Origin of the sequence: Pilosibacter sp. YYHA0881 (assembly GCF_051602715.1) — a bacterium.
GTDB classification, from domain to species: domain Bacteria; phylum Bacillota; class Clostridia; order Lachnospirales; family Lachnospiraceae; genus Alitiscatomonas; species Alitiscatomonas aceti.
In genome coordinates this window covers 1,658,342-1,675,597 of sequence record NZ_CP175657.1, presented here as the reverse complement: position 1 = coordinate 1,675,597, position 17,256 = coordinate 1,658,342, and the positions used below count along the sequence as shown (strand labels likewise).

Below are 17,256 nucleotides of genomic sequence, written 5' to 3'. Positions count from 1 at the left end.
CCGGAATGAATATATTTATCGGAATTCTTCTGCTCTGTGCCCTTCTGGGGCTCTGGGATAAAATTTCCGGAGGGAAAATGGGCCTGGCTGCTGAATTTGACGGCGGCTTGGCCTCCATGGCCTCTCTGGCCCTTTCCATCGTAGGGATCTACTGCATCGGGGTCACGGCGGTCAGGAGCAATCCGGAGGCCATTGCCTCCTTTGCGTCCCGGCTGCCCTTTGACGCCTCCGTTCTCATCGGAAGCCTGCTGGCTCCCGATCTGGGCGGCCACGCCATTGCAAAGGAGCTGGCAGCCACTCCGGCCCTGGGGATCTATTCGGGAGTCATGGTTTCCTCCTGTCTGGGAGCCTTGATCTCCTTTACCCTGCCCATCGCCCTGACAGTCATCCGTAGGGAGGATACCTCCCTGTTTATGCAGGGCAGCGTCTGGGGGATCGTAACGATCCCCGCGGGAGTGGCGGTGGGCGCTCTGCTCACCGGCCTGCCTGTGAAGGAGCTGGTCCGCAATCTTCTGCCGATCCTCCTTCTGTGCGCGGGTATCTGCCTGGCCCTCATAAAGGCCGCTGAGGCCACCATCCGGGTGCTGTCGGTGGTGGGGAACCTGGTGCGGATCGCCAGCCTGGTCCTGTTTGCCCTGGTGATGCTGGGGCTCTTCCTTCCCGCGTGCCAGATCGCATCGGACACCCTTATTTTTGAGTCCCTTACCATTGTGGTAAAGATCGCGGTGGTGGTGGCCGGATCCATGGTGGCGGCCTCTCTGATCCTCCGGTTTTTCCAGAAGGGGATCAGCCGGATCGCCGGATGGCTGGGGGTCAATTCCTATTCTGTGGTGGGACTGATCATCAGCCTGGCCACCTGTATTTCCATGATCCCGATGATGGAAAAAATGGACGACCGGGGAAAGGTGATGAACGCGGCCTTTGCAGTCAGCGGTTCCTTTGTGCTGGGCGGCCAGCTGGCCTTCATCGCCAGTGTGGAGCCGCCGTCGGTGGTATCTGCCTTTATTGCCGCCAAGCTGGTGGGCGGAATCTGCGCAGCGGCCGCCGCCATGGCGTTTGCACCGAAGTCCGGCGCTGGATCCGGGGAACCGGCATCCCTGGAGTAAGAAAACAGCCGCCTGTCCCTGCCCTGTGAAGATCCGGGCGGGAACGGGCGGCTGTTTTTTTTGCGGAGTGGGAGCGTTGGATATATTTTTAAATTATCACAAAAAATATAAAAACAGGAAAAATAAACTTTTTCTTACAAATCGACAAATCCATTTACAAACTTTAATTGGTATTGTACTATGATTATATAAAATATGGGGAAGGAGGGAAATGTCATGAAGAAGATATATGCTGCTGTTCTGGTTTTATTACTGGTTTCATGCGCCCCTAAGGAAGAGGCGGCTGTGGTGAAACCGCTTTCCATTGAGGATGTACCGAAGTCCGAAGAGACCCGGAAGCTGGACCGGAAGGAGATCTATACACTGAAACGCCAGCTGGAACAGATTCCGGTTGCTTCCAGCGAGGAATTTTTTACTGGAGAGGTAACGGAATTTTTAAAAGGATATGAAAATACAGAGCTGGAGAGCCTGGAAGTGGTCCAGGACACGCTGTCTCTGATACCGGGAAAAAATAAAAAGTCGCTGTACAATCTGAGTTTCCGGGTCCGTCTTGTGACAGACGGAATAAGGGATGAGGAGGGGATGAAACAGGCAGACCGCCTTGCGGAGGAAATTACGGACTTTTTGAAGCAGTACAGCTATGTGGGATTAAAATCAAAGGATGTATGGATAAAGGTATACAACCAGAATGGAGAGGTGCTGTCGGATATGCAGAGCAGTGTTTCCATTTCAAACGAAACTATGTTTGTGGAAATACCAGAGGACGAATATGAGGTCCAGACCCGGGCATTTAAATATTCTGGAAATGGACGAAAATTCCAACTGAAAAAGTTTGGTCCCTTGAGTGGAACTGGGGAATTATATGTGGAGTATGCGGTGGATGACGGCTATTTTAACTTTGACGATCTGGACGGCAGTATTGCCGGACTGGAGGCCGTTGGTGAGGATATCCGGGAATATCTTTTGTCGTCGGAAAAAACGGAAAAATATATGGAATCCCATCATTTGAATGTTTTAACCATTTCCTTTTACAGCGGGAATTTTGACGATGACTATGTGACGTTTAACTTCGATATATAGGGATATGTCCAGGTCTCCTGGATCATGGCAAAATGGAGGAGGAAAGAAGGATTTCTTTTGCTGCATTCCCGATGTGGGGGTAAAAACCGGATTCTGGAGGGATATAAATGGATGGGTTTATTTTTACGATTCTGCTGTTTTTGTGTTTCTTATACTCATGGTATTTTTAATTTTTAGCCTGAAAGGGAAACCGGCCATGTATCTGACTGCCATTACTGCGACTTTATCTGCATGGTTTATCGGACTGGTTCTGGATGCAAATATTGATTTTAAGCCCGCAGGCTTTTTAAATCTCCGGGTACTGTTTCCCATATTGGCTATGGGGCTTTGTATTTTAAATGCGGTCAGTAAAAAATCCGACTGAGAATGATAAAAGCACTGGAATACCCGCCGCCGGATCCAGCCTCCGGATCACGGGATATTCCAGTGCTTTTTCTATTTAAGCCGGAAGGAACTGCAAGGCCTGCCTATCTATATTGTGCCTGGTGCATCTCATAGTAAAACCCTTTCTGGCGCATCAGCTCCTCATGGGTGCCCCGCTCCACCACGTTTCCGTCCCGCACCACCAGGATGCAGTCGGCATTCCGGATGGTGGAGAGCCGGTGGGCCACCACGAAGCAGGTCTTGTCTGCCATCAAGGCCCGCATGGCGGCCTGGATCTGGTGCTCGGTCCGTGTGTCCACGTTGGAGGTGGCTTCGTCCAGGATCAGCATGGGCGTCTGCATCAGCAGGGCCCTGGCAATGGTCAGAAGCTGCTTCTGGCCTTTGGATATATTGGTTCCGTCGTCGATGAGGAGCGTATCATAGCCCTGGGGAAGGCTTTCGATGTAGGTGTGGATCCTGGCCGCCTTTGCCGCGGCGATCACCTCTTCCCTGGTGGCATCGGGCCGCCCGTAGGCGATGTTTTCGTAGATGGTGCCGTAAAAGAGCCAGGTGTCCTGGAGGACCATGGAGTAGGAAAGCCGCAGGCTTTTCCTGGTGATATCGGAAATATTCCGGCCGTCCACCAGGATGGAGCCGCTGTCGATGTCATAAAACCGCATCAGCAGATTGATGAAGGTGGTCTTTCCGGCTCCTGTGGGGCCAACGATGGCGATGAGGCTGCCCTTTGGGGCCTTCATGCTGAAATCCTTTAAGATCACCTGGTCCTTCTGGTATCCAAAGCTCACATGGGAAAGCTCCACGTCGCCCTGGGCGTTTTCCAGCGGAGCGGCGTTTTCCAGATCTGCCGGCTCCGGGGGCTCGTCGATGACCTTAAAGACCCGCTCTGCCGCCGCCAGGGAGGACTGGAGCTCACCATAGATCTCGGCGATCTCCCGGATGGGGCCGGTGAATTTTCTTGAATAGAGCACAAAGGCAGAAATGCTGCCGATGCTGATGGCTCCCTGGAGGTACAGGATGGCTCCGAACACGGAGATCAGGGCCAGGGCCAGGTTGTTGATGGCGTTGGTGGCCGGGCCCATGATGCTGGCATAGTAGTCGGTCTTATAATAGGCGTCCACCAGCTTCTTATTCTGCACGTCCATGTCCTGAATGACACGTTCCTCCTGGGTATAGGCCCGGAGGGTCTTCTGGCCGGAGATCATTTCCTCCACATAGCCGTTTAACTCTCCAGCGGCCCTGGATCTGGCCCGGAACATGGGCTGTACCATGTGGGTCAGATAGGAGGCCAGAAGAAGGGCCAGGGGGATGGTGACGGCAAAGACCAGGACCAGCCTGGGGCTTAAGCGCAGCATCATCACCAGGGAGCCGACGATGGTGACGGAGCTGGACACCACCTGGACCACGTCGTTGGATAGGGAGGCGTTGATGGTGTCGATATCATAGGAAATGCGGCTTAAGATGTCTCCGGTGGTGGTGCCGTCGAAAAAGCTCACGGGAAGAGTCACCAGATGGTTGAAGGTATCCTTTCTTAATGTATAGGTGATCCGTCTGGATAGGGTGATCATGGATACGTTGACCGCATAGCTCATAAGAGAGCTGGACACATAAAACAGCAGCATAAAGGCCGCATACTTATAAACTCCAGGCAGATCCATGCTCCCGTCCATGCCCTCGGCGATGAGGTTGATGGCAGTGCCGGACAGCCTGGGACCGGCCAGGGCCAGAAGATTCCCCAGGAAGGACAGGGAGAGGATAAAGGCCAGCTGGCGCTTGTGCTGGAGCAGATAACCGAATATGCGGATCAGAGTGGCTTTTCGTTTCACAGGTCCTCACCTCCCATCTGGATCGTACTGATCTCACGGTATGCGTCACACGTCTTTAAAAGCTCCTCATGGGTCCCCAGCCCCTGGGGAATGCCGTCCTCCAGCACCAGGATCTTATCACAGTGCATGATGGAGCTGATGCGCTGGGCAATGATGATGGTGGTGGTGCCGGAGAAGGACTGGGACAGGCTCCGGCGGAAGGCGGCGTCGGTCTTATAATCCAGGGCGCTGGAGGAGTCGTCCAGGATCAGAAATTCCGGTCTGCCGGCCAGGGCCCTGGCAATGAGGACCCGCTGCTTCTGGCCGCCGCTTAAGTTGACGCCCTTGACTGCGATGGGCTTTTCATAGCCGCCGGATCCTGCAATGAAGGAGGCCGCCTGGGCCACCTCCACAGCCCGGTCGATGGCATCCATATCCAGCTTACGGCCCATGTCGATGTTATTCAGGAGACTGTCCTTAAACAGAACGTCATTCTGGAACACCACGCCGAATTTCTGACGCAGCTCCTTTAAGGGGAAGGTGGAGATATCCCGGCCGTCGATGCGGATCTGGCCGCTGTCGATGTCGTAAAGGCGTAAAAGAAGCTGGGCCAGGGTGCTCTTTCCGGCTCCTGTGGGGCCGATGATGCCTAAGGACTGGCCATGCTCCAGGGAAAAGCTCAGATCCGACAGATTATAGGCACGTTTATTATAGGAAAAGGACACATGATCAAATTCCATGTGGGGCGGACGTTTCCCGGAGGCCATGTCCGGAGCGTCTGGACTGGCGCCGGGGGCAGTCTCAGGCCGGCCAGTCCAGGGGCGGATCTCCATGTCCTGGGGCGTCATCATGACCTCCTCCACACGGCCTGCGCTGGCAATGGCCTTGGAGGACATGGTGATCAGACGGGAGATGGCCATGACGGAATTTAAGATAATGGTGAAATAGGTAAGGAAGGCCACGATGGCCCCGGGCTTCATAGCTCCTGTGGAGACACGCCATGCCCCCACCACGATCACCGCAGCCAGTCCTGTGTTTAACATCAGATTGATCAGGGGACCGGAGGCGGCCATGGTGATGCTGGCCTTAGCCTCAGCGGCGTTTAAGCGGCTGTTGACCGTTTCATACCGGTCCTTTTCATATTCTGTGCGGCTTAAGGCCTTAATGACCCGGATCCCGGTGGCGTTTTCCCGCACCACGCGGATCATGGCGTCAGCGGCGATCTGGGCCTTCCCGAACAAGGGGATGCTTTTCCGGCTGATCCTTGCCACCGCCAGGATCATAAAGGGGATCAGGAAGCAGAGAATGGCAGAGAGCCAGGGATCGATGAACATGGTCACCACCACGCCGCCCAGCATCAGGATCGGCGCACGGACGCCCATGCGCTGGATCATGTTCAGGGTCCGGTGCAGGTTGTAGGTATCTGTGGTCATACGGGTCACCAGGGATGGGATCGTAAAGGCATCCACCTGGCTGCTGGAAAGATAGGAGATCTTATAGAAAAGGTCGTGGCGGAGGGCCTCGATGGAATCCCTGGAAACGGCGGAGGCCACCCGGTTGGCCCAGACGTTGCAGACGAGGACCAGAGCGGCGCAGACCGCCATCATAAGTCCCCAGCGGATCACCAGGCCGATGTCGTTTCTGGGAGTTACCTCATCAATAATATAAGAAAGGATATAGGGGATCATCAGATCCAGGATGGTGCCGGTGAACTTGATGGTGAAGCCAAAGATCATCGTAGGGATGTGGGGCTTCACATAGCGGATCACATATTTCATGGACGGACCTCCTTTTCCGGAGCAGGGGCGGCTGCCAGCGCCTTCCCTTTTTCCAGCATACGGCCCAGGAGCTGGTCCAGAAGCTCCCGTTCTTCAGTGGAAAAGTCTCCAGTGACCTGGTCGAAGAACTGCTCTGAAAGGCCCTTTCCCTGGGAGTGGATCTCCAGCGCAGGGGGCAGGGCGCGCACATTTTTGGAACGGGCGTCGTTCTCGTCCTCAGTGCGGACCAGATAGCCCTTGGCCTCCAGCTTCTGGAGGATCCGGGAGATCATGGCTTTATCGACGCCCATCTCGTCGGCCAGGTGACGCTGGCTGACCTCTCCATGGAAGCCCACATGGCGCAGGAGCTGGAGCTCCGACTGGGTCAGCTCCGGCTGCTCCATGCGGCTGGCGGCGTATTTCTGACTCTGGCGGTAGAGGCGGCGTATCTTTTTATAGGTGCTGACAGACTGTTCCATAAGATCCCTCCCTTTTCTGATACGGAAATCGTTGATAAGTCAATTATAATCCAGAACAGTTGATATGTCAACGGAAAGGTGGACGAAATGGCGGTGAATCCCATTGACACCTATGGAAGAATATAGTAAAATTGGGGCTGTATACATAAAAACCAGCCGGAGTTTTTTCGCCGGCCAGACCAAAAACATATAGAAATAGGAGTTGATTTTCTTGGATTCAGGGCAAGCCCTGCAGATACTCATTGTAATCGGGCTATTGGCATTATCAGCATTTTTTTCATCATCGGAAACGGCGATGATGGCAGTCAACAAGATCCGCGTAAGGAATCTGGCGGACGCAGGCTTAAGCAGCGCCCAGACCTTGATGAAGGTACTGGATAACCAGCCGAAGATGTTAAGCGCGATCCTGATCGGCAACAATATTGTAAATATCTCCGCCTCGTCTCTGGCGACGATCCTCGTGACACGCGCCTTCGGAGACATGTATGTGGGTGTTGGAACGGGGATCCTGACGCTGTTGGTCCTGATCTTCGGCGAGATCACCCCAAAGACCAGCGCCACCCTTTATTCGGAGACCATGGCCCTCAGGTTTGCAAAACCCATTTACATGATCATGCAGGTACTGACGCCGGTGATCTTCATCGTAGATAAGCTGTCCCAGGGCGTTCTCCGCCTGCTCCATGTGGACCCCAATAAAAAGCAGGACGCCATCACAGAGGATGAGCTGCGTACCATTGTGGAGGTGAGCCACGAGGAGGGGGTCATCGAGTCGGACGAAAAGAAGATGATCTACAACGTGTTCGACTTTGGGGATTCAGTGGCCAAGGATATTATGGTGCCCCGGATCGATATGACCTTTATCGACGTGGACGCCACCTTCAGCGAGGTGATCGAGGTCTTCCGGGAGGTGAAATATACCCGGTATCCGGTCTATGAGGAGACTACGGACAATGTGATCGGGATCATCAACATCAAGGACCTTCTGCTGACAGAAAATCAGAAAAAATTCTGCATCCGGGATTATCTCCGGGAGCCGTTATATACCTATGAATTCAAAAAGACTGCGGAGCTGATGGTGGAGCTTAGGAAGACCCAGAACAACATCGCCATCGTCCTGGACGAGTACGGGGCCACGGCAGGCCTCATTACCCTGGAGGATATGCTGGAGGAGATCGTGGGCGAGATCCGCGATGAGTACGATGAGGACGAGGAGGATCTGATCCGCCGGATCGGACCCAGGGAATACGTGGTGGAGGCGGCCATGAAGCTGGATGACTTAAACGACCAGCTGGGCCTGGACCTGGAATCCGAGGACTACGATTCCATCGGAGGCTTTATCATCGGCCTTCTGGATCATCTGCCGGAGGAGGGGGAGGAAGTCACCCATAAAACTCTCCGCTTTGTGGTGGATAAGGTGGACCGGAACCGGATCGATAAGATCCATCTTTACATTCAGGAGGAAGAAACGGAATCAGAATCCGTTAAATAATTGTAAAGAAAATTAAAAATGTGGGAAAGTGCTATTGACTTTTTCTTTTTTACCAGTTATATTCTCTTCAAAAGGGAGTAGTTGAAATGCATGGTCAACAAACGCGGCGGAAACGTCTGGCTGTGCATACCGGTTCTGGTAACGAGACTTTTTGCAGGCGGGCGACGTCTGCAAAAGGTCTTTTTTTTACGCAGGCATCCGGTTTTAACTCCTGGAAAATAAGTCAATACTTTCAGTATCTAAGGAGGAAGCAGTATGGAATTTTTATGGAACGGCTTACTGTCCATCACATGGCAGCAGGCCGTAATGTATGCGGTAGGCTTATTGCTGATCTACCTGGCGATCGAGAAGGATTACGAGCCGGCCCTTCTTTTACCCATGGGCTTTGGCGCGATCCTGGTGAACATCCCGTTCAGCGGCGCTTTAAACCAGATGATGGAGGGCGTGGGAGAGACTCACGGTATCGTACAGTGGCTGTTTGAGACCGGCATCGAAGCCTCTGAGGCCTTCCCGCTGTTATTATTCATCGGTATCGGAGCCATGATCGACTTCGGTCCCTTATTATCCAACCCCAAGATGTTCCTGTTCGGCGCGGCAGCCCAGTTCGGTATTTTCTTTACCATCGTAGTGGCAGCGTTCCTGGGATTTGATATCCGCGATGCAGCATCCATCGGCATCATCGGTGCGGCCGACGGCCCCACCTCCATCCTGGTATCCCAGGTGTTAAAGTCCAACTACATCGGCCCCATCGCTGTGGCCGCGTATTCCTATATGGCCCTGGTTCCCATTATCCAGCCCATGGCCGTAAAGGCAGTTACCACAAAGAAAGAACGTATGATCAAGATGCCCTACCAGCCCGGTAAGGTAAGCCGTCTCACAAGGATCGCCTTCCCGATCATCGTTACCTTCATCGCAGGCCTGGTGGCTCCGGCCTCCGTATCCCTGGTGGGCTTCTTAATGTTCGGCAATCTGATCCGTGAATGCGGCTGCTTAAACAGCCTTTCTGAGACTGCCCAGCATACCCTGGCTAACCTGATCACCCTTCTTCTGGGTATTACGATCTCCTTCTCCATGCGTGCAGAGCAGTTCGTAACGGTCCAGACCCTGATGATCATGGTGCTCGGTCTGTTCGCCTTCGTTTTCGATACCGTAGGCGGCGTATTATTTGCAAAGTTCTTAAACCTGTTCTCCAAGAACAAGATCAACCCCATGATCGGCGCTGCCGGAATCTCCGCATTCCCCATGTCCGCCCGTGTCATTGAGAAAATGGGTGTCGCTGAGGACAGCACCAACCATCTTCTGATGCACGCCATCGGCGCCAACGTATCCGGACAGGTGGCCTCCGCAGTGGCAGGCGGCATTGTCCTTGGATTCTTTATGTAGGAGGTAGAAACCATGAATGCAAATGTTCTGGAAGCTTTCAATATCATGTGGCAGGGCATGGCCGGTATTTTCGTTGTGATCGGTCTTCTGGCTCTGGTGGTCTATGCCATGGCAAAAGTTGGAAATAAATAAATACAGAAAATAAGAACAGCGCCCTGGCTCCGGAAACGGAGCGGGGCGCTTCTTTTTTCTGTCCGTCAGCTGATCATCCCCCCGGCCATGGCGCTTAAAGAGCACATGGCAAAGACCGTGCCCAGCCGGACGGCGTCGGCGGTGATGGTCCGGTCCTGGAGAAAGGACATGATAAGGAGGAAGGCAAAGTAAAGGATCCCTGTGAGGAGCCCCCAGAGGAATTTTCTGGATCTCATGGCCTTTCCTGCCATGAAGCCACCCATAAAGCAGGAGAGGATGTACACGCCGCTGATGCCCAGGGTGATCTGGCTTTCCGGCAGACGAAACTTATAAAGGGCAAAGGCCAGGGCCGTTAAAAGGACTCCGGAGACCAGGTAGGTGAAGATAAGGGTACGGATCATACGCCAGGCTTTCTGTGCCAGCATAAAACGACCTCCTTTTTCATAAAATACGGGGGCCTGGGGCCGTAAGGGACAGCCGCCCCTGTTTCTACATGGATATTCCCGTTTCCAGGGAATTATCCCTATTGCATAATGGAAAATCGTATGGTATAATCTCATAACAAAGTGAGATGCTGTGGGCGTTTATGCCCGCATGAATAAAAGAATAACAGGAGGATCTACCTATGAAGCACGTTAAGACATTAAGCTCCAATACTTTAAAGAACAGCATGAAGAAGGGCGGCTGCGGCGAGTGCCAGACATCCTGCCAGTCCGCATGCAAGACATCCTGCACAGTAGGAAACCAGAGCTGCGAAAACAGCAACCGCTAATGGCGGGGGCCTGTACAATCAGGAACGCTTAAAGATGACCCCTACGGTCCTATGATTGTAGGGGTATTTATTGTCTCAAAGGAAGACGTTTAGTTTACGACACAGATAGGAGAATTATTTTGATTCATCAGTATATCAACAACGGATATCATATCGTCCTGGATGTCAACAGCGGCTCGGTCCATTCGGTGGACGCCCTTTTTTATGATGTGGTAAAGGCCCTGTCGGACGTTGTGGCCGATATGGAAAAGCCGGAGAAGCTCACAGAGGATCAGAGGAACGCAGTTGTTTCTGCCCTGGAGGGAAAATACCCGAAGGAGGATCTGGAGGACGCCCTTTCCGACGCCCAGGAGCTGATCGATGCCGAGGAGCTGTTTACTGCGGATATCTATAAGGATTATGTGGTAGACTTTAAGAAACGCCAGACCGTGGTAAAGGCCTTGTGCCTTCATATTGCCCACGACTGCAATCTGGCCTGTCAGTATTGTTTTGCAGAGGAAGGCGAGTACCATGGCCGCAGAGCCTTAATGAGTTTTGAGGTGGGGAAAAAGGCCCTGGATTTCCTGATCGCCAATTCCGGAAACCGGGTAAACCTGGAAGTGGACTTTTTTGGCGGAGAGCCCTTAATGAACTGGAATGTGGTAAAGCAGCTGGTGGAGTACGGCCGCTCCCAGGAGAAGGCCCACAATAAGAAGTTCCGCTTCACTCTGACCACCAACGGCGTTCTTTTAAATGATGAGATCATGGAGTTCTGCAATAAGGAAATGAGCAACGTGGTCTTAAGCCTGGACGGACGGAAGGAAGTCAACGATAAGATGCGCCCCTTCCGCAACGGAACGGGAAGCTATGACCTGATCGTTCCGAAATTCCAGAAATTCGCGGAATCCAGAGGAGATAAGGATTATTTCGTAAGAGGGACCTTTACGAGAAACAACCTGGACTTTTCCAATGACGTACTGCACTTTGCAGACCTGGGCTTTAAAAAGCTGTCGGTGGAGCCAGTTGTAGCGCCGCCGGAGGCTCCTTATTCCATCCGTGAAGAGGACCTTCCCCAGATCGTGGAGGAGTACGACCGTCTGGCAAAGGAATTTGTAAAGCGGGAAAAGGAAGGCCGCGGCTTTAAATTCTTCCACTTTATGCTGGATCTGAGCCAGGGACCGTGCGTGGCCAAGAGGCTTTCGGGCTGCGGCTCCGGAACGGAGTATCTGGCTGTGACGCCCTGGGGCGATTTTTATCCCTGCCATCAGTTCGTTGGTATGGAGGATTTCCTGTTAGGAAATGTGGACGAGGGGATCACCAATACAAAGGTCCGCGACGAGTTCAAGCTGTGCAATGTATACGCCAAAGACAAATGTAAGGAATGCTTTGCCAGATTCTACTGCAGCGGCGGCTGTGCGGCCAACTCCTACAATTTCCATGGAAAGATCACAGACGCTTATGATATTGGCTGCGAGATGCAGAAAAAACGCATCGAGTGCGCGATTATGATAAGGGCCGCGCTGGCAGAGGAATAGGCGCGGGGGCCGGCAGGGACCGGCCGGGAAATTTTTTAGATTAAGGAGACAATGTATCATGAAGAGCAGCAAAGGAAAGGGGCTTCTGAGCCTCCTGGCATTGGTGCTCGTTCTCGGGGTTTTCGGCTATTTTGGGTATGATACGCTTATGCGCAGCAAGCTGGTGACCGATGAGAACGGAGTAACGTCCCAGGAGGGCGGCATTAAGCTGGGCCTGGATCTGGCCGGCGGTGTCAGCATCACCTATCAGGCAAAGGAAGCAGATCCCAGTCCAGAGGACATGGCCGATACCCAGTATAAGCTCCAGCAGAGAGTACAGACGTACAGCTCTGAGGCGGAGGTATACCAGGAAGGCAGCAACCGTATCAACGTGGATATCCCGGGCGTTACCGACGCCAATAAGATCCTGGAGGAGCTGGGAAAGCCAGGCTCCTTACAGTTCCTGGATGAGAACATGCAGGTGGTCTTAGAGGGAACGGATGTGGCCACAGCCAGTCCTGTGATCTATAAGGACGAGACCGGTGCCAACAAATACGAGGTATCCCTTACCTTTACAGAGGAAGGCACAAAGAAGTTTGCAGATGTGACGGCTGCAAATGTAGGAAAGCACATTGCCATCGTGTATGATGGGATGATCTATTCCAACCCTGTGGTCCAGGCTGCCATCACCGGCGGCAAGGCCTCTATTTCCGGCATGAGCTCCTATGAGGAGGCAGACAAGCTGGCCTCCACCATCCGGATCGGCTCCCTTTCCCTGGAGTTAGAGGAGCTGCGCTCCAATGTGGTGGGCGCGAAGCTGGGACAGGAAGCCATTTCCACCAGCTTAAAGGCCGGAGTCATCGGCTTTGGGATCGTGTGCGTATTCATGATCATCGTATACCTGATCCCTGGCCTGGCCGCATCCCTGGCCCTGTGCCTGTATGTGGCACTGATCATCATCCTCTTGGCGGCCTTCGAGGTGACACTGACCCTGCCGGGAATCGCCGGTATCATCCTGTCCATCGGTATGGCCGTGGACGCCAACGTCATCATCTTCACCCGTATCAAGGAGGAGATCGGCCTGGGCAAGACTGTAAAATCGGCTATTAAGACCGGTTTTGCAAAGGCATTATCCGCCATCATCGACGGAAACGTTACGACGCTGATCGCAGCGGCTGTCCTTTACTGGAGAGGCTCCGGTACGGTCAAGGGCTTTGCGACGACCCTGGCCATCGGTATCGTGCTGTCCATGTTCACAGCCCTGTTCGTGACAAAGTTTGTGCTGAATGCCCTTTATGATCTGGGCTTTACTGATAAGAAGTTCTACGGAACTAAAAAGGAGAAAAAGGCCATCAACTTCCTTGGAAAGAGGAACGTGTGCTTTATCATCTCCTTAGTGATGATCGGCGCAGGTGTGGCCGGAATGGTGATGAACAAGTCCTCCATCGGCGGAGCCTTCAACTATGGCCTGGACTTCAAGGGCGGTACATCCACCAGCGTGACCTTCAATGAGGATATGTCCTTAGAGAGGATCTCCAGCGAGGTGGTCCCGGTGGTGGAAGGCGTTACAAAGAGCGCCGATACCCAGACTCAGAAGGTGGCCGGTACCACAGAGGTCATCATCAAGACCAGAACCTTAAGCGTGGAGGAACGCCAGGCTCTGGATGCAGCCCTGGTGGAGAACTTCGGCGTGGATGAATCCAAGATTGTCGCAGAGAGCATTTCCGGAGCCATCAGTGCAGAGATGAAGAGCGACGCCATTGTGGCGACTGTGATCGCAACGATCTTTATGCTGCTTTATATCTGGGTGCGCTTCAAGAATATCCGTTTTGCGGCCAGCGCAGTCATCGCCCTGGTACATGACGTACTGGTGGTGGTTGCCTGCTACGCCCTGGCAAAATGGTCCGTGGGCTCCACAGCCATTGCCTGCCTCCTTACCATTGTCGGATATTCCATCAACGCCACCATCGTTATCTTCGACCGTATCCGCGAGAACTTAAAGCTCCAGGGACCGAGAGCGGATCTTAAGGAGGTCGTAAACGAGAGTATCACACAGACCTTTACGAGAAGCATCAACACTTCCCTGACCACCTTTGTTATGGTCCTGGTGCTGTTTGTCATGGGTGTTTCCTCCATCCGTGAATTTGCCCTGCCGCTGATGGCGGGCATCATCTGCGGCACCTACTCTTCCGTATGCTTAACGGGAGCCTTATGGTACGTTCTGACCACAAGAAAGGGCAAAAAGGCGGCGGAGAAGTCCGGTAAGTAAAAACAGGAAAAAATATGAAATATCAAATTCTGGCAAAGGACGGACGTGCCAAAAGGGCCGTTGTGGAGACGGTCCATGGCACGATCCAGACGCCGGTCTTTATGAACGTGGGCACTGTGGGAGCCATCAAGGGAGCCGTATCCACCGACGATCTCCGGGGGATCGGCACCCAGGTGGAGCTTTCCAACACGTACCACCTTCATGTGCGGACCGGAGATAAACTGATCAAAGAGCTGGGCGGACTCCATAAGTTCATGAACTGGGACCGCCCGATCCTTACGGATTCTGGCGGCTTCCAGGTTTTTTCCCTGGCAGGCCTCCGCAAGATCAAGGAGGAGGGCGTTTACTTCAACTCCCACATCGACGGCCACAAGATCTTCATGGGGCCGGAGGAGAGTATGCAGATCCAGTCCAATCTGGGCTCCACCATCGCCATGGCCTTCGACGAGTGTGCTCCCCATCCCTGTACCCGGGAATATATGGAAAATTCCGTGGCCCGGACGGTGCGGTGGCTGGAGCGGTGCAAGGCGGAAATGGCCAGGCTCAACTCCCTTCCCGATACGGTGAATCCCCATCAGCTCCTGTTTGGAATCAACCAGGGAGGAACCTTTGAGGACATCCGCATCGCCCATGCCGATACCATATCGGCCATGGACTGCGACGGCTATGCCATCGGCGGCCTGGCAGTGGGGGAGAGCCATGAGGAGATGTACCGCATCCTGGATGTGACCGTTCCCCATCTTCCGGAAAACAAGCCCACCTATTTAATGGGGGTTGGAACGCCGGCCAATATTTTAGAGAGTGTGGACCGGGGCGTGGACTTTTTTGACTGCGTCTACCCCACCAGAAATGGCCGTCATGGCCATGTATACACCAATCACGGAAAGCTCAACCTGTTCAACGAGCAGTTCGCAAAGGATATGCGCCCCATTGAAGAGGGCTGCCAGTGTCCGGCCTGCCGCTCTTACAGCAGAGCCTATATCCGTCATCTGTTAAAGGCCAAGGAGATGTTAGGCATGCGCCTGTGCGTGCTCCACAACCTTTATTTCTACAATACTATGATGACGGAGATCCGGGAAGCCATTGAGAACCACAGCTATGCCGAATACAAAGCAAGAAAGCTGGAAGGCGTAACTGGTAATTACAAAGATAAGCAGAATTAGAAACGGAGGTGCAAGACAGCATGAACAGTCCCGCATTCTGGATCGGCTACGTGATCCTGATCTTTGCGTTTATGTATTTTATCGCGATCAGACCGCAGCAGAAGGAAAAGAAAAAAATGCAGGAATTGATGGCAAGTATCGCAGTTGGTGACAGTGTTCTGACATCCAGCGGCTTTTACGGAGTGATCATTGATATGACAGACGACACGGTAATCGTTGAGTTTGGAAGCAATAAGAACTGCCGCATTCCCATGCAGAAGCAGGCCATCGTCCAGGTTGAGAAGCCGGAGGCGTAAGGCCGAAAGGGAGCCGGACACCGAGAAGGTGGTCCGGCTCTTTTTAGTTTGGTGCGGACACCGAGCCAGGGTCCGTGCCTGCATGGTATAAAAAGTATGCTGGCGAAAACCATTGCCTCATAAAAAGATAGGATATTGACAAAAAGCGATCATATAGTTATAATAATGATAGAAAAAAATAAAAATAATATCATTTGATCTTCGAAGGATAAAGGATTGGATATAGATAAAAAGGATATAGAACTGTATCTTTCCGAGGTGAAAGAGGCAGTGGAGAACGGCAGATACCGGCTTGACCGGAACGCCAGACGGCAGGACAATATTAACCTTTTTTTAGATTATGTTATTAATGAAGCAAAGGTAAGGGAAATTATACTGAGCCTTACTGAGATGGACTTTTCAGGGATACTGAGGAATGAGCATAAGGGCTTTGAACATGAGCGACTTTATGTATTTGGCAAGGATGTCATTCTTTTGGAGAGAAATGGAACAGAGGAAAAAACAGTTTCCCTGTATATTAAATTTAATAAACTGGATGGCTGCTTTGTGATCGTTATTTCGTTCCACGAACAGAAGTATCCGCTTACATATTATTTCAGATGACCAGGAGACGATGGGAGGGAGCCGTTATGACAGAAAAGATGAGAAGGGATTTCTGCATTGAGTGCAGAAAAGAGACGGAGTACCTTTTGCAGAAGAGGGACATGGTTAAGACCATAAAAGATAAGAGCTATAAATTTGAAATCACCGTGGCTGTATGTATGGAGTGCGGCAGGGAAATGAGTATTCCTGGACTTATTGATAAGAATGTCCAGGAGATCGACGAGCAATATAGGGCGATGGAAGGCCTTGTTTCGATGGAAGACATTGAAAAGCTCATGAAGATCTATAAAATTGGCAAAGCGCCGCTGTCTCTGGCTCTCGGATTTGGTGAGGTGACGATCCCGCGATATCTGGAAGGACAGGTACCTTCCAGAGAGTATTCAGATATTATAAAAGCAGCGCTGGCTTCACCGGCTTATATGAAGCAGAGGCTTATGGAAAACCGGAGTAAGCTGACGGATGCGGCGTATAAAAAATCTATGGCCGCCGCAGACAGCATAGAGAGGCTTTTTAATGTGTCAGATAAGATGCTCAGAGTGATCGCATATGTATTTGAGAGGCTGGAAGAAGTAACCCCGCTTATGCTTCAGAAGCTGCTGTACTTCATTCAGGGTATTTATTCTGCCTTGTATGGAAGGCCGATTTTTACGGAGGACTGCAGGGCATGGGTACATGGACCAGTTTATCCGGAAGTATACGATATGTTCAGGGATTTTAAATACAATCCCATTGATGATGCGCGTTTTGCATTGCTGAAAGGGACAGAAGAAGCACTGACGGATGACGAGAAGCGGGTGATCGATATTGTTGTAAATACATTTGGCATGTATGGAGGAAAAGTGCTGGAGAGGATCACGCATAATGAAGCACCGTGGATGGATGCGAGAAAAGGCTATGGTGACGGCATTCCTTCCAGCGAGCTTCTGCCGAAGGAGAGGATCATGGAGTATTTTACTGCCGTGAACCGGAAATATGGCGTAGATTCAGAGGATGGTCTGCGGGCTTATATCTGTGATATGCTTAAAAAAGAAGCCTGAATAAGGGCGCT

Annotated in this window: 16 protein-coding genes; 12 read left to right on the top strand and 4 right to left on the bottom strand. The window is 52.4% G+C overall.

Translation table 11 applies throughout. The features are described from left to right. Positions 1 to 5 precede the first annotated feature (5 nt). The 3 genes from eutH (at position 6) to ACI6NM_RS07790 (ending at position 2,550) form a co-directional block, all read left to right on the top strand. Entirely contained in the window at positions 6 to 1,106 is a 1,101-nt protein-coding gene (eutH, locus tag ACI6NM_RS07800) for an ethanolamine utilization protein EutH (protein WP_262426813.1), read from the top strand. Positions 1,107 to 1,322: 216 nt separating this feature from the next. Next, a complete protein-coding gene (locus tag ACI6NM_RS07795; RefSeq protein WP_262426812.1) occupies positions 1,323 to 2,186 on the top strand; it encodes a hypothetical protein in 864 nt (287 codons plus the stop codon). A gap of 4 nt (positions 2,187 to 2,190) precedes the next feature. Continuing rightward, entirely contained in the window at positions 2,191 to 2,550 is a 360-nt protein-coding gene (locus ACI6NM_RS07790) for a hypothetical protein (protein ID WP_262426811.1), read from the top strand. A gap of 103 nt (positions 2,551 to 2,653) precedes the next feature. Here ACI6NM_RS07790 and ACI6NM_RS07785 read toward each other — a convergent pair whose 3' ends face one another. From ACI6NM_RS07785 to ACI6NM_RS07775, 3 genes are read right to left on the bottom strand one after another with little or no spacing between them, the layout of a single operon-like run. After that, on the bottom strand, positions 2,654 to 4,393 hold the full coding sequence (locus ACI6NM_RS07785) for an ABC transporter ATP-binding protein (protein WP_262426810.1): 1,740 nt from the start codon (positions 4,391 to 4,393) through the stop codon (positions 2,654 to 2,656). Then, on the bottom strand, positions 4,390 to 6,150 hold the full coding sequence (locus tag ACI6NM_RS07780) for an ABC transporter ATP-binding protein (protein ID WP_158358852.1): 1,761 nt from the start codon (positions 6,148 to 6,150) through the stop codon (positions 4,390 to 4,392). Before ACI6NM_RS07780 ends, ACI6NM_RS07785 begins: the two co-directional genes overlap by 4 nt. Further along, positions 6,147 to 6,608, bottom strand: coding sequence for a MarR family winged helix-turn-helix transcriptional regulator (locus ACI6NM_RS07775; RefSeq protein ID WP_022274048.1), 462 nt, complete (start codon positions 6,606 to 6,608; stop codon positions 6,147 to 6,149). Before ACI6NM_RS07775 ends, ACI6NM_RS07780 begins: the two co-directional genes overlap by 4 nt. Before the next feature lie 211 nt (positions 6,609 to 6,819). Between ACI6NM_RS07775 and ACI6NM_RS07770 the strand changes: the two genes are divergently transcribed. Together ACI6NM_RS07770 and ACI6NM_RS07765 are read left to right on the top strand one after the other, a co-directional pair. Continuing rightward, positions 6,820 to 8,097 (top strand): HlyC/CorC family transporter, encoded by a 1,278-nt coding sequence (locus ACI6NM_RS07770; RefSeq protein WP_158358854.1) that lies wholly within the window; start codon positions 6,820 to 6,822, stop codon positions 8,095 to 8,097. 255 nt (positions 8,098 to 8,352) lie between these two features. Further along, complete coding sequence (locus ACI6NM_RS07765; RefSeq protein WP_022274046.1) at positions 8,353 to 9,480, top strand: sodium ion-translocating decarboxylase subunit beta; 1,128 nt, start codon at positions 8,353 to 8,355, stop codon at positions 9,478 to 9,480. 197 nt (positions 9,481 to 9,677) lie between these two features. Here ACI6NM_RS07765 and ACI6NM_RS07760 read toward each other — a convergent pair whose 3' ends face one another. Continuing rightward, on the bottom strand, positions 9,678 to 10,037 hold the full coding sequence (locus ACI6NM_RS07760) for a TIGR04086 family membrane protein (RefSeq protein ID WP_022274044.1): 360 nt from the start codon (positions 10,035 to 10,037) through the stop codon (positions 9,678 to 9,680). A gap of 200 nt (positions 10,038 to 10,237) precedes the next feature. Between ACI6NM_RS07760 and scfA the strand changes: the two genes are divergently transcribed. The 7 genes from scfA to ACI6NM_RS07725 all read left to right on the top strand — a co-directional run bounded on the left by scfA (position 10,238) and on the right by ACI6NM_RS07725 (position 17,245). Then, positions 10,238 to 10,384, top strand: coding sequence for a six-cysteine ranthipeptide SCIFF (scfA, locus tag ACI6NM_RS07755; protein WP_015553081.1), 147 nt, complete (start codon positions 10,238 to 10,240; stop codon positions 10,382 to 10,384). A 119-nt stretch (positions 10,385 to 10,503) separates the two neighbouring features. After that, on the top strand, positions 10,504 to 11,898 hold the full coding sequence (gene scfB, locus ACI6NM_RS07750; RefSeq protein WP_262426809.1) for a thioether cross-link-forming SCIFF peptide maturase: 1,395 nt from the start codon (positions 10,504 to 10,506) through the stop codon (positions 11,896 to 11,898). A gap of 58 nt (positions 11,899 to 11,956) precedes the next feature. After that, on the top strand, positions 11,957 to 14,146 hold the full coding sequence (secD, locus tag ACI6NM_RS07745; RefSeq protein ID WP_158359199.1) for a protein translocase subunit SecD: 2,190 nt from the start codon (positions 11,957 to 11,959) through the stop codon (positions 14,144 to 14,146). 14 nt (positions 14,147 to 14,160) lie between these two features. Then, positions 14,161 to 15,309 (top strand): tRNA guanosine(34) transglycosylase Tgt, encoded by a 1,149-nt coding sequence (gene tgt / locus ACI6NM_RS07740; RefSeq protein ID WP_158359201.1) that lies wholly within the window; start codon positions 14,161 to 14,163, stop codon positions 15,307 to 15,309. Positions 15,310 to 15,329: 20 nt separating this feature from the next. Further along, positions 15,330 to 15,605, top strand: a complete 276-nt coding sequence (gene yajC, locus ACI6NM_RS07735) for a preprotein translocase subunit YajC (protein WP_022274740.1) — start codon at positions 15,330 to 15,332, stop codon at positions 15,603 to 15,605. A 216-nt stretch (positions 15,606 to 15,821) separates the two neighbouring features. Beyond that, on the top strand, positions 15,822 to 16,208 hold the full coding sequence (locus tag ACI6NM_RS07730) for a hypothetical protein (RefSeq protein WP_262426808.1): 387 nt from the start codon (positions 15,822 to 15,824) through the stop codon (positions 16,206 to 16,208). A 26-nt stretch (positions 16,209 to 16,234) separates the two neighbouring features. Then, positions 16,235 to 17,245: a type II toxin-antitoxin system antitoxin SocA domain-containing protein gene (locus ACI6NM_RS07725; protein ID WP_262426807.1), complete on the top strand. Its 1,011-nt coding sequence runs from the start codon at positions 16,235 to 16,237 to the stop codon at positions 17,243 to 17,245. Positions 17,246 to 17,256 lie beyond the last annotated feature (11 nt).

Coding starts and splice junctions, on each gene's coding strand:
- scfA (WP_015553081.1), top strand. CDS start 10,238: ATGAAGCACGTTAAGACATTAAGCTCCAATACTTTAAAGAACAGCATG.
- ACI6NM_RS07760 (WP_022274044.1), bottom strand. CDS start 10,037: ATGCTGGCACAGAAAGCCTGGCGTATGATCCGTACCCTTATCTTCACC.
- eutH (WP_262426813.1), top strand. CDS start 6: ATGAATATATTTATCGGAATTCTTCTGCTCTGTGCCCTTCTGGGGCTC.
- ACI6NM_RS07775 (WP_022274048.1), bottom strand. CDS start 6,608: ATGGAACAGTCTGTCAGCACCTATAAAAAGATACGCCGCCTCTACCGC.
- ACI6NM_RS07725 (WP_262426807.1), top strand. CDS start 16,235: ATGACAGAAAAGATGAGAAGGGATTTCTGCATTGAGTGCAGAAAAGAG.
- ACI6NM_RS07795 (WP_262426812.1), top strand. CDS start 1,323: ATGAAGAAGATATATGCTGCTGTTCTGGTTTTATTACTGGTTTCATGC.
- ACI6NM_RS07790 (WP_262426811.1), top strand. CDS start 2,191: ATGTCCAGGTCTCCTGGATCATGGCAAAATGGAGGAGGAAAGAAGGAT.
- tgt (WP_158359201.1), top strand. CDS start 14,161: ATGAAATATCAAATTCTGGCAAAGGACGGACGTGCCAAAAGGGCCGTT.
- ACI6NM_RS07765 (WP_022274046.1), top strand. CDS start 8,353: ATGGAATTTTTATGGAACGGCTTACTGTCCATCACATGGCAGCAGGCC.
- yajC (WP_022274740.1), top strand. CDS start 15,330: ATGAACAGTCCCGCATTCTGGATCGGCTACGTGATCCTGATCTTTGCG.
- ACI6NM_RS07780 (WP_158358852.1), bottom strand. CDS start 6,150: ATGAAATATGTGATCCGCTATGTGAAGCCCCACATCCCTACGATGATC.
- secD (WP_158359199.1), top strand. CDS start 11,957: ATGAAGAGCAGCAAAGGAAAGGGGCTTCTGAGCCTCCTGGCATTGGTG.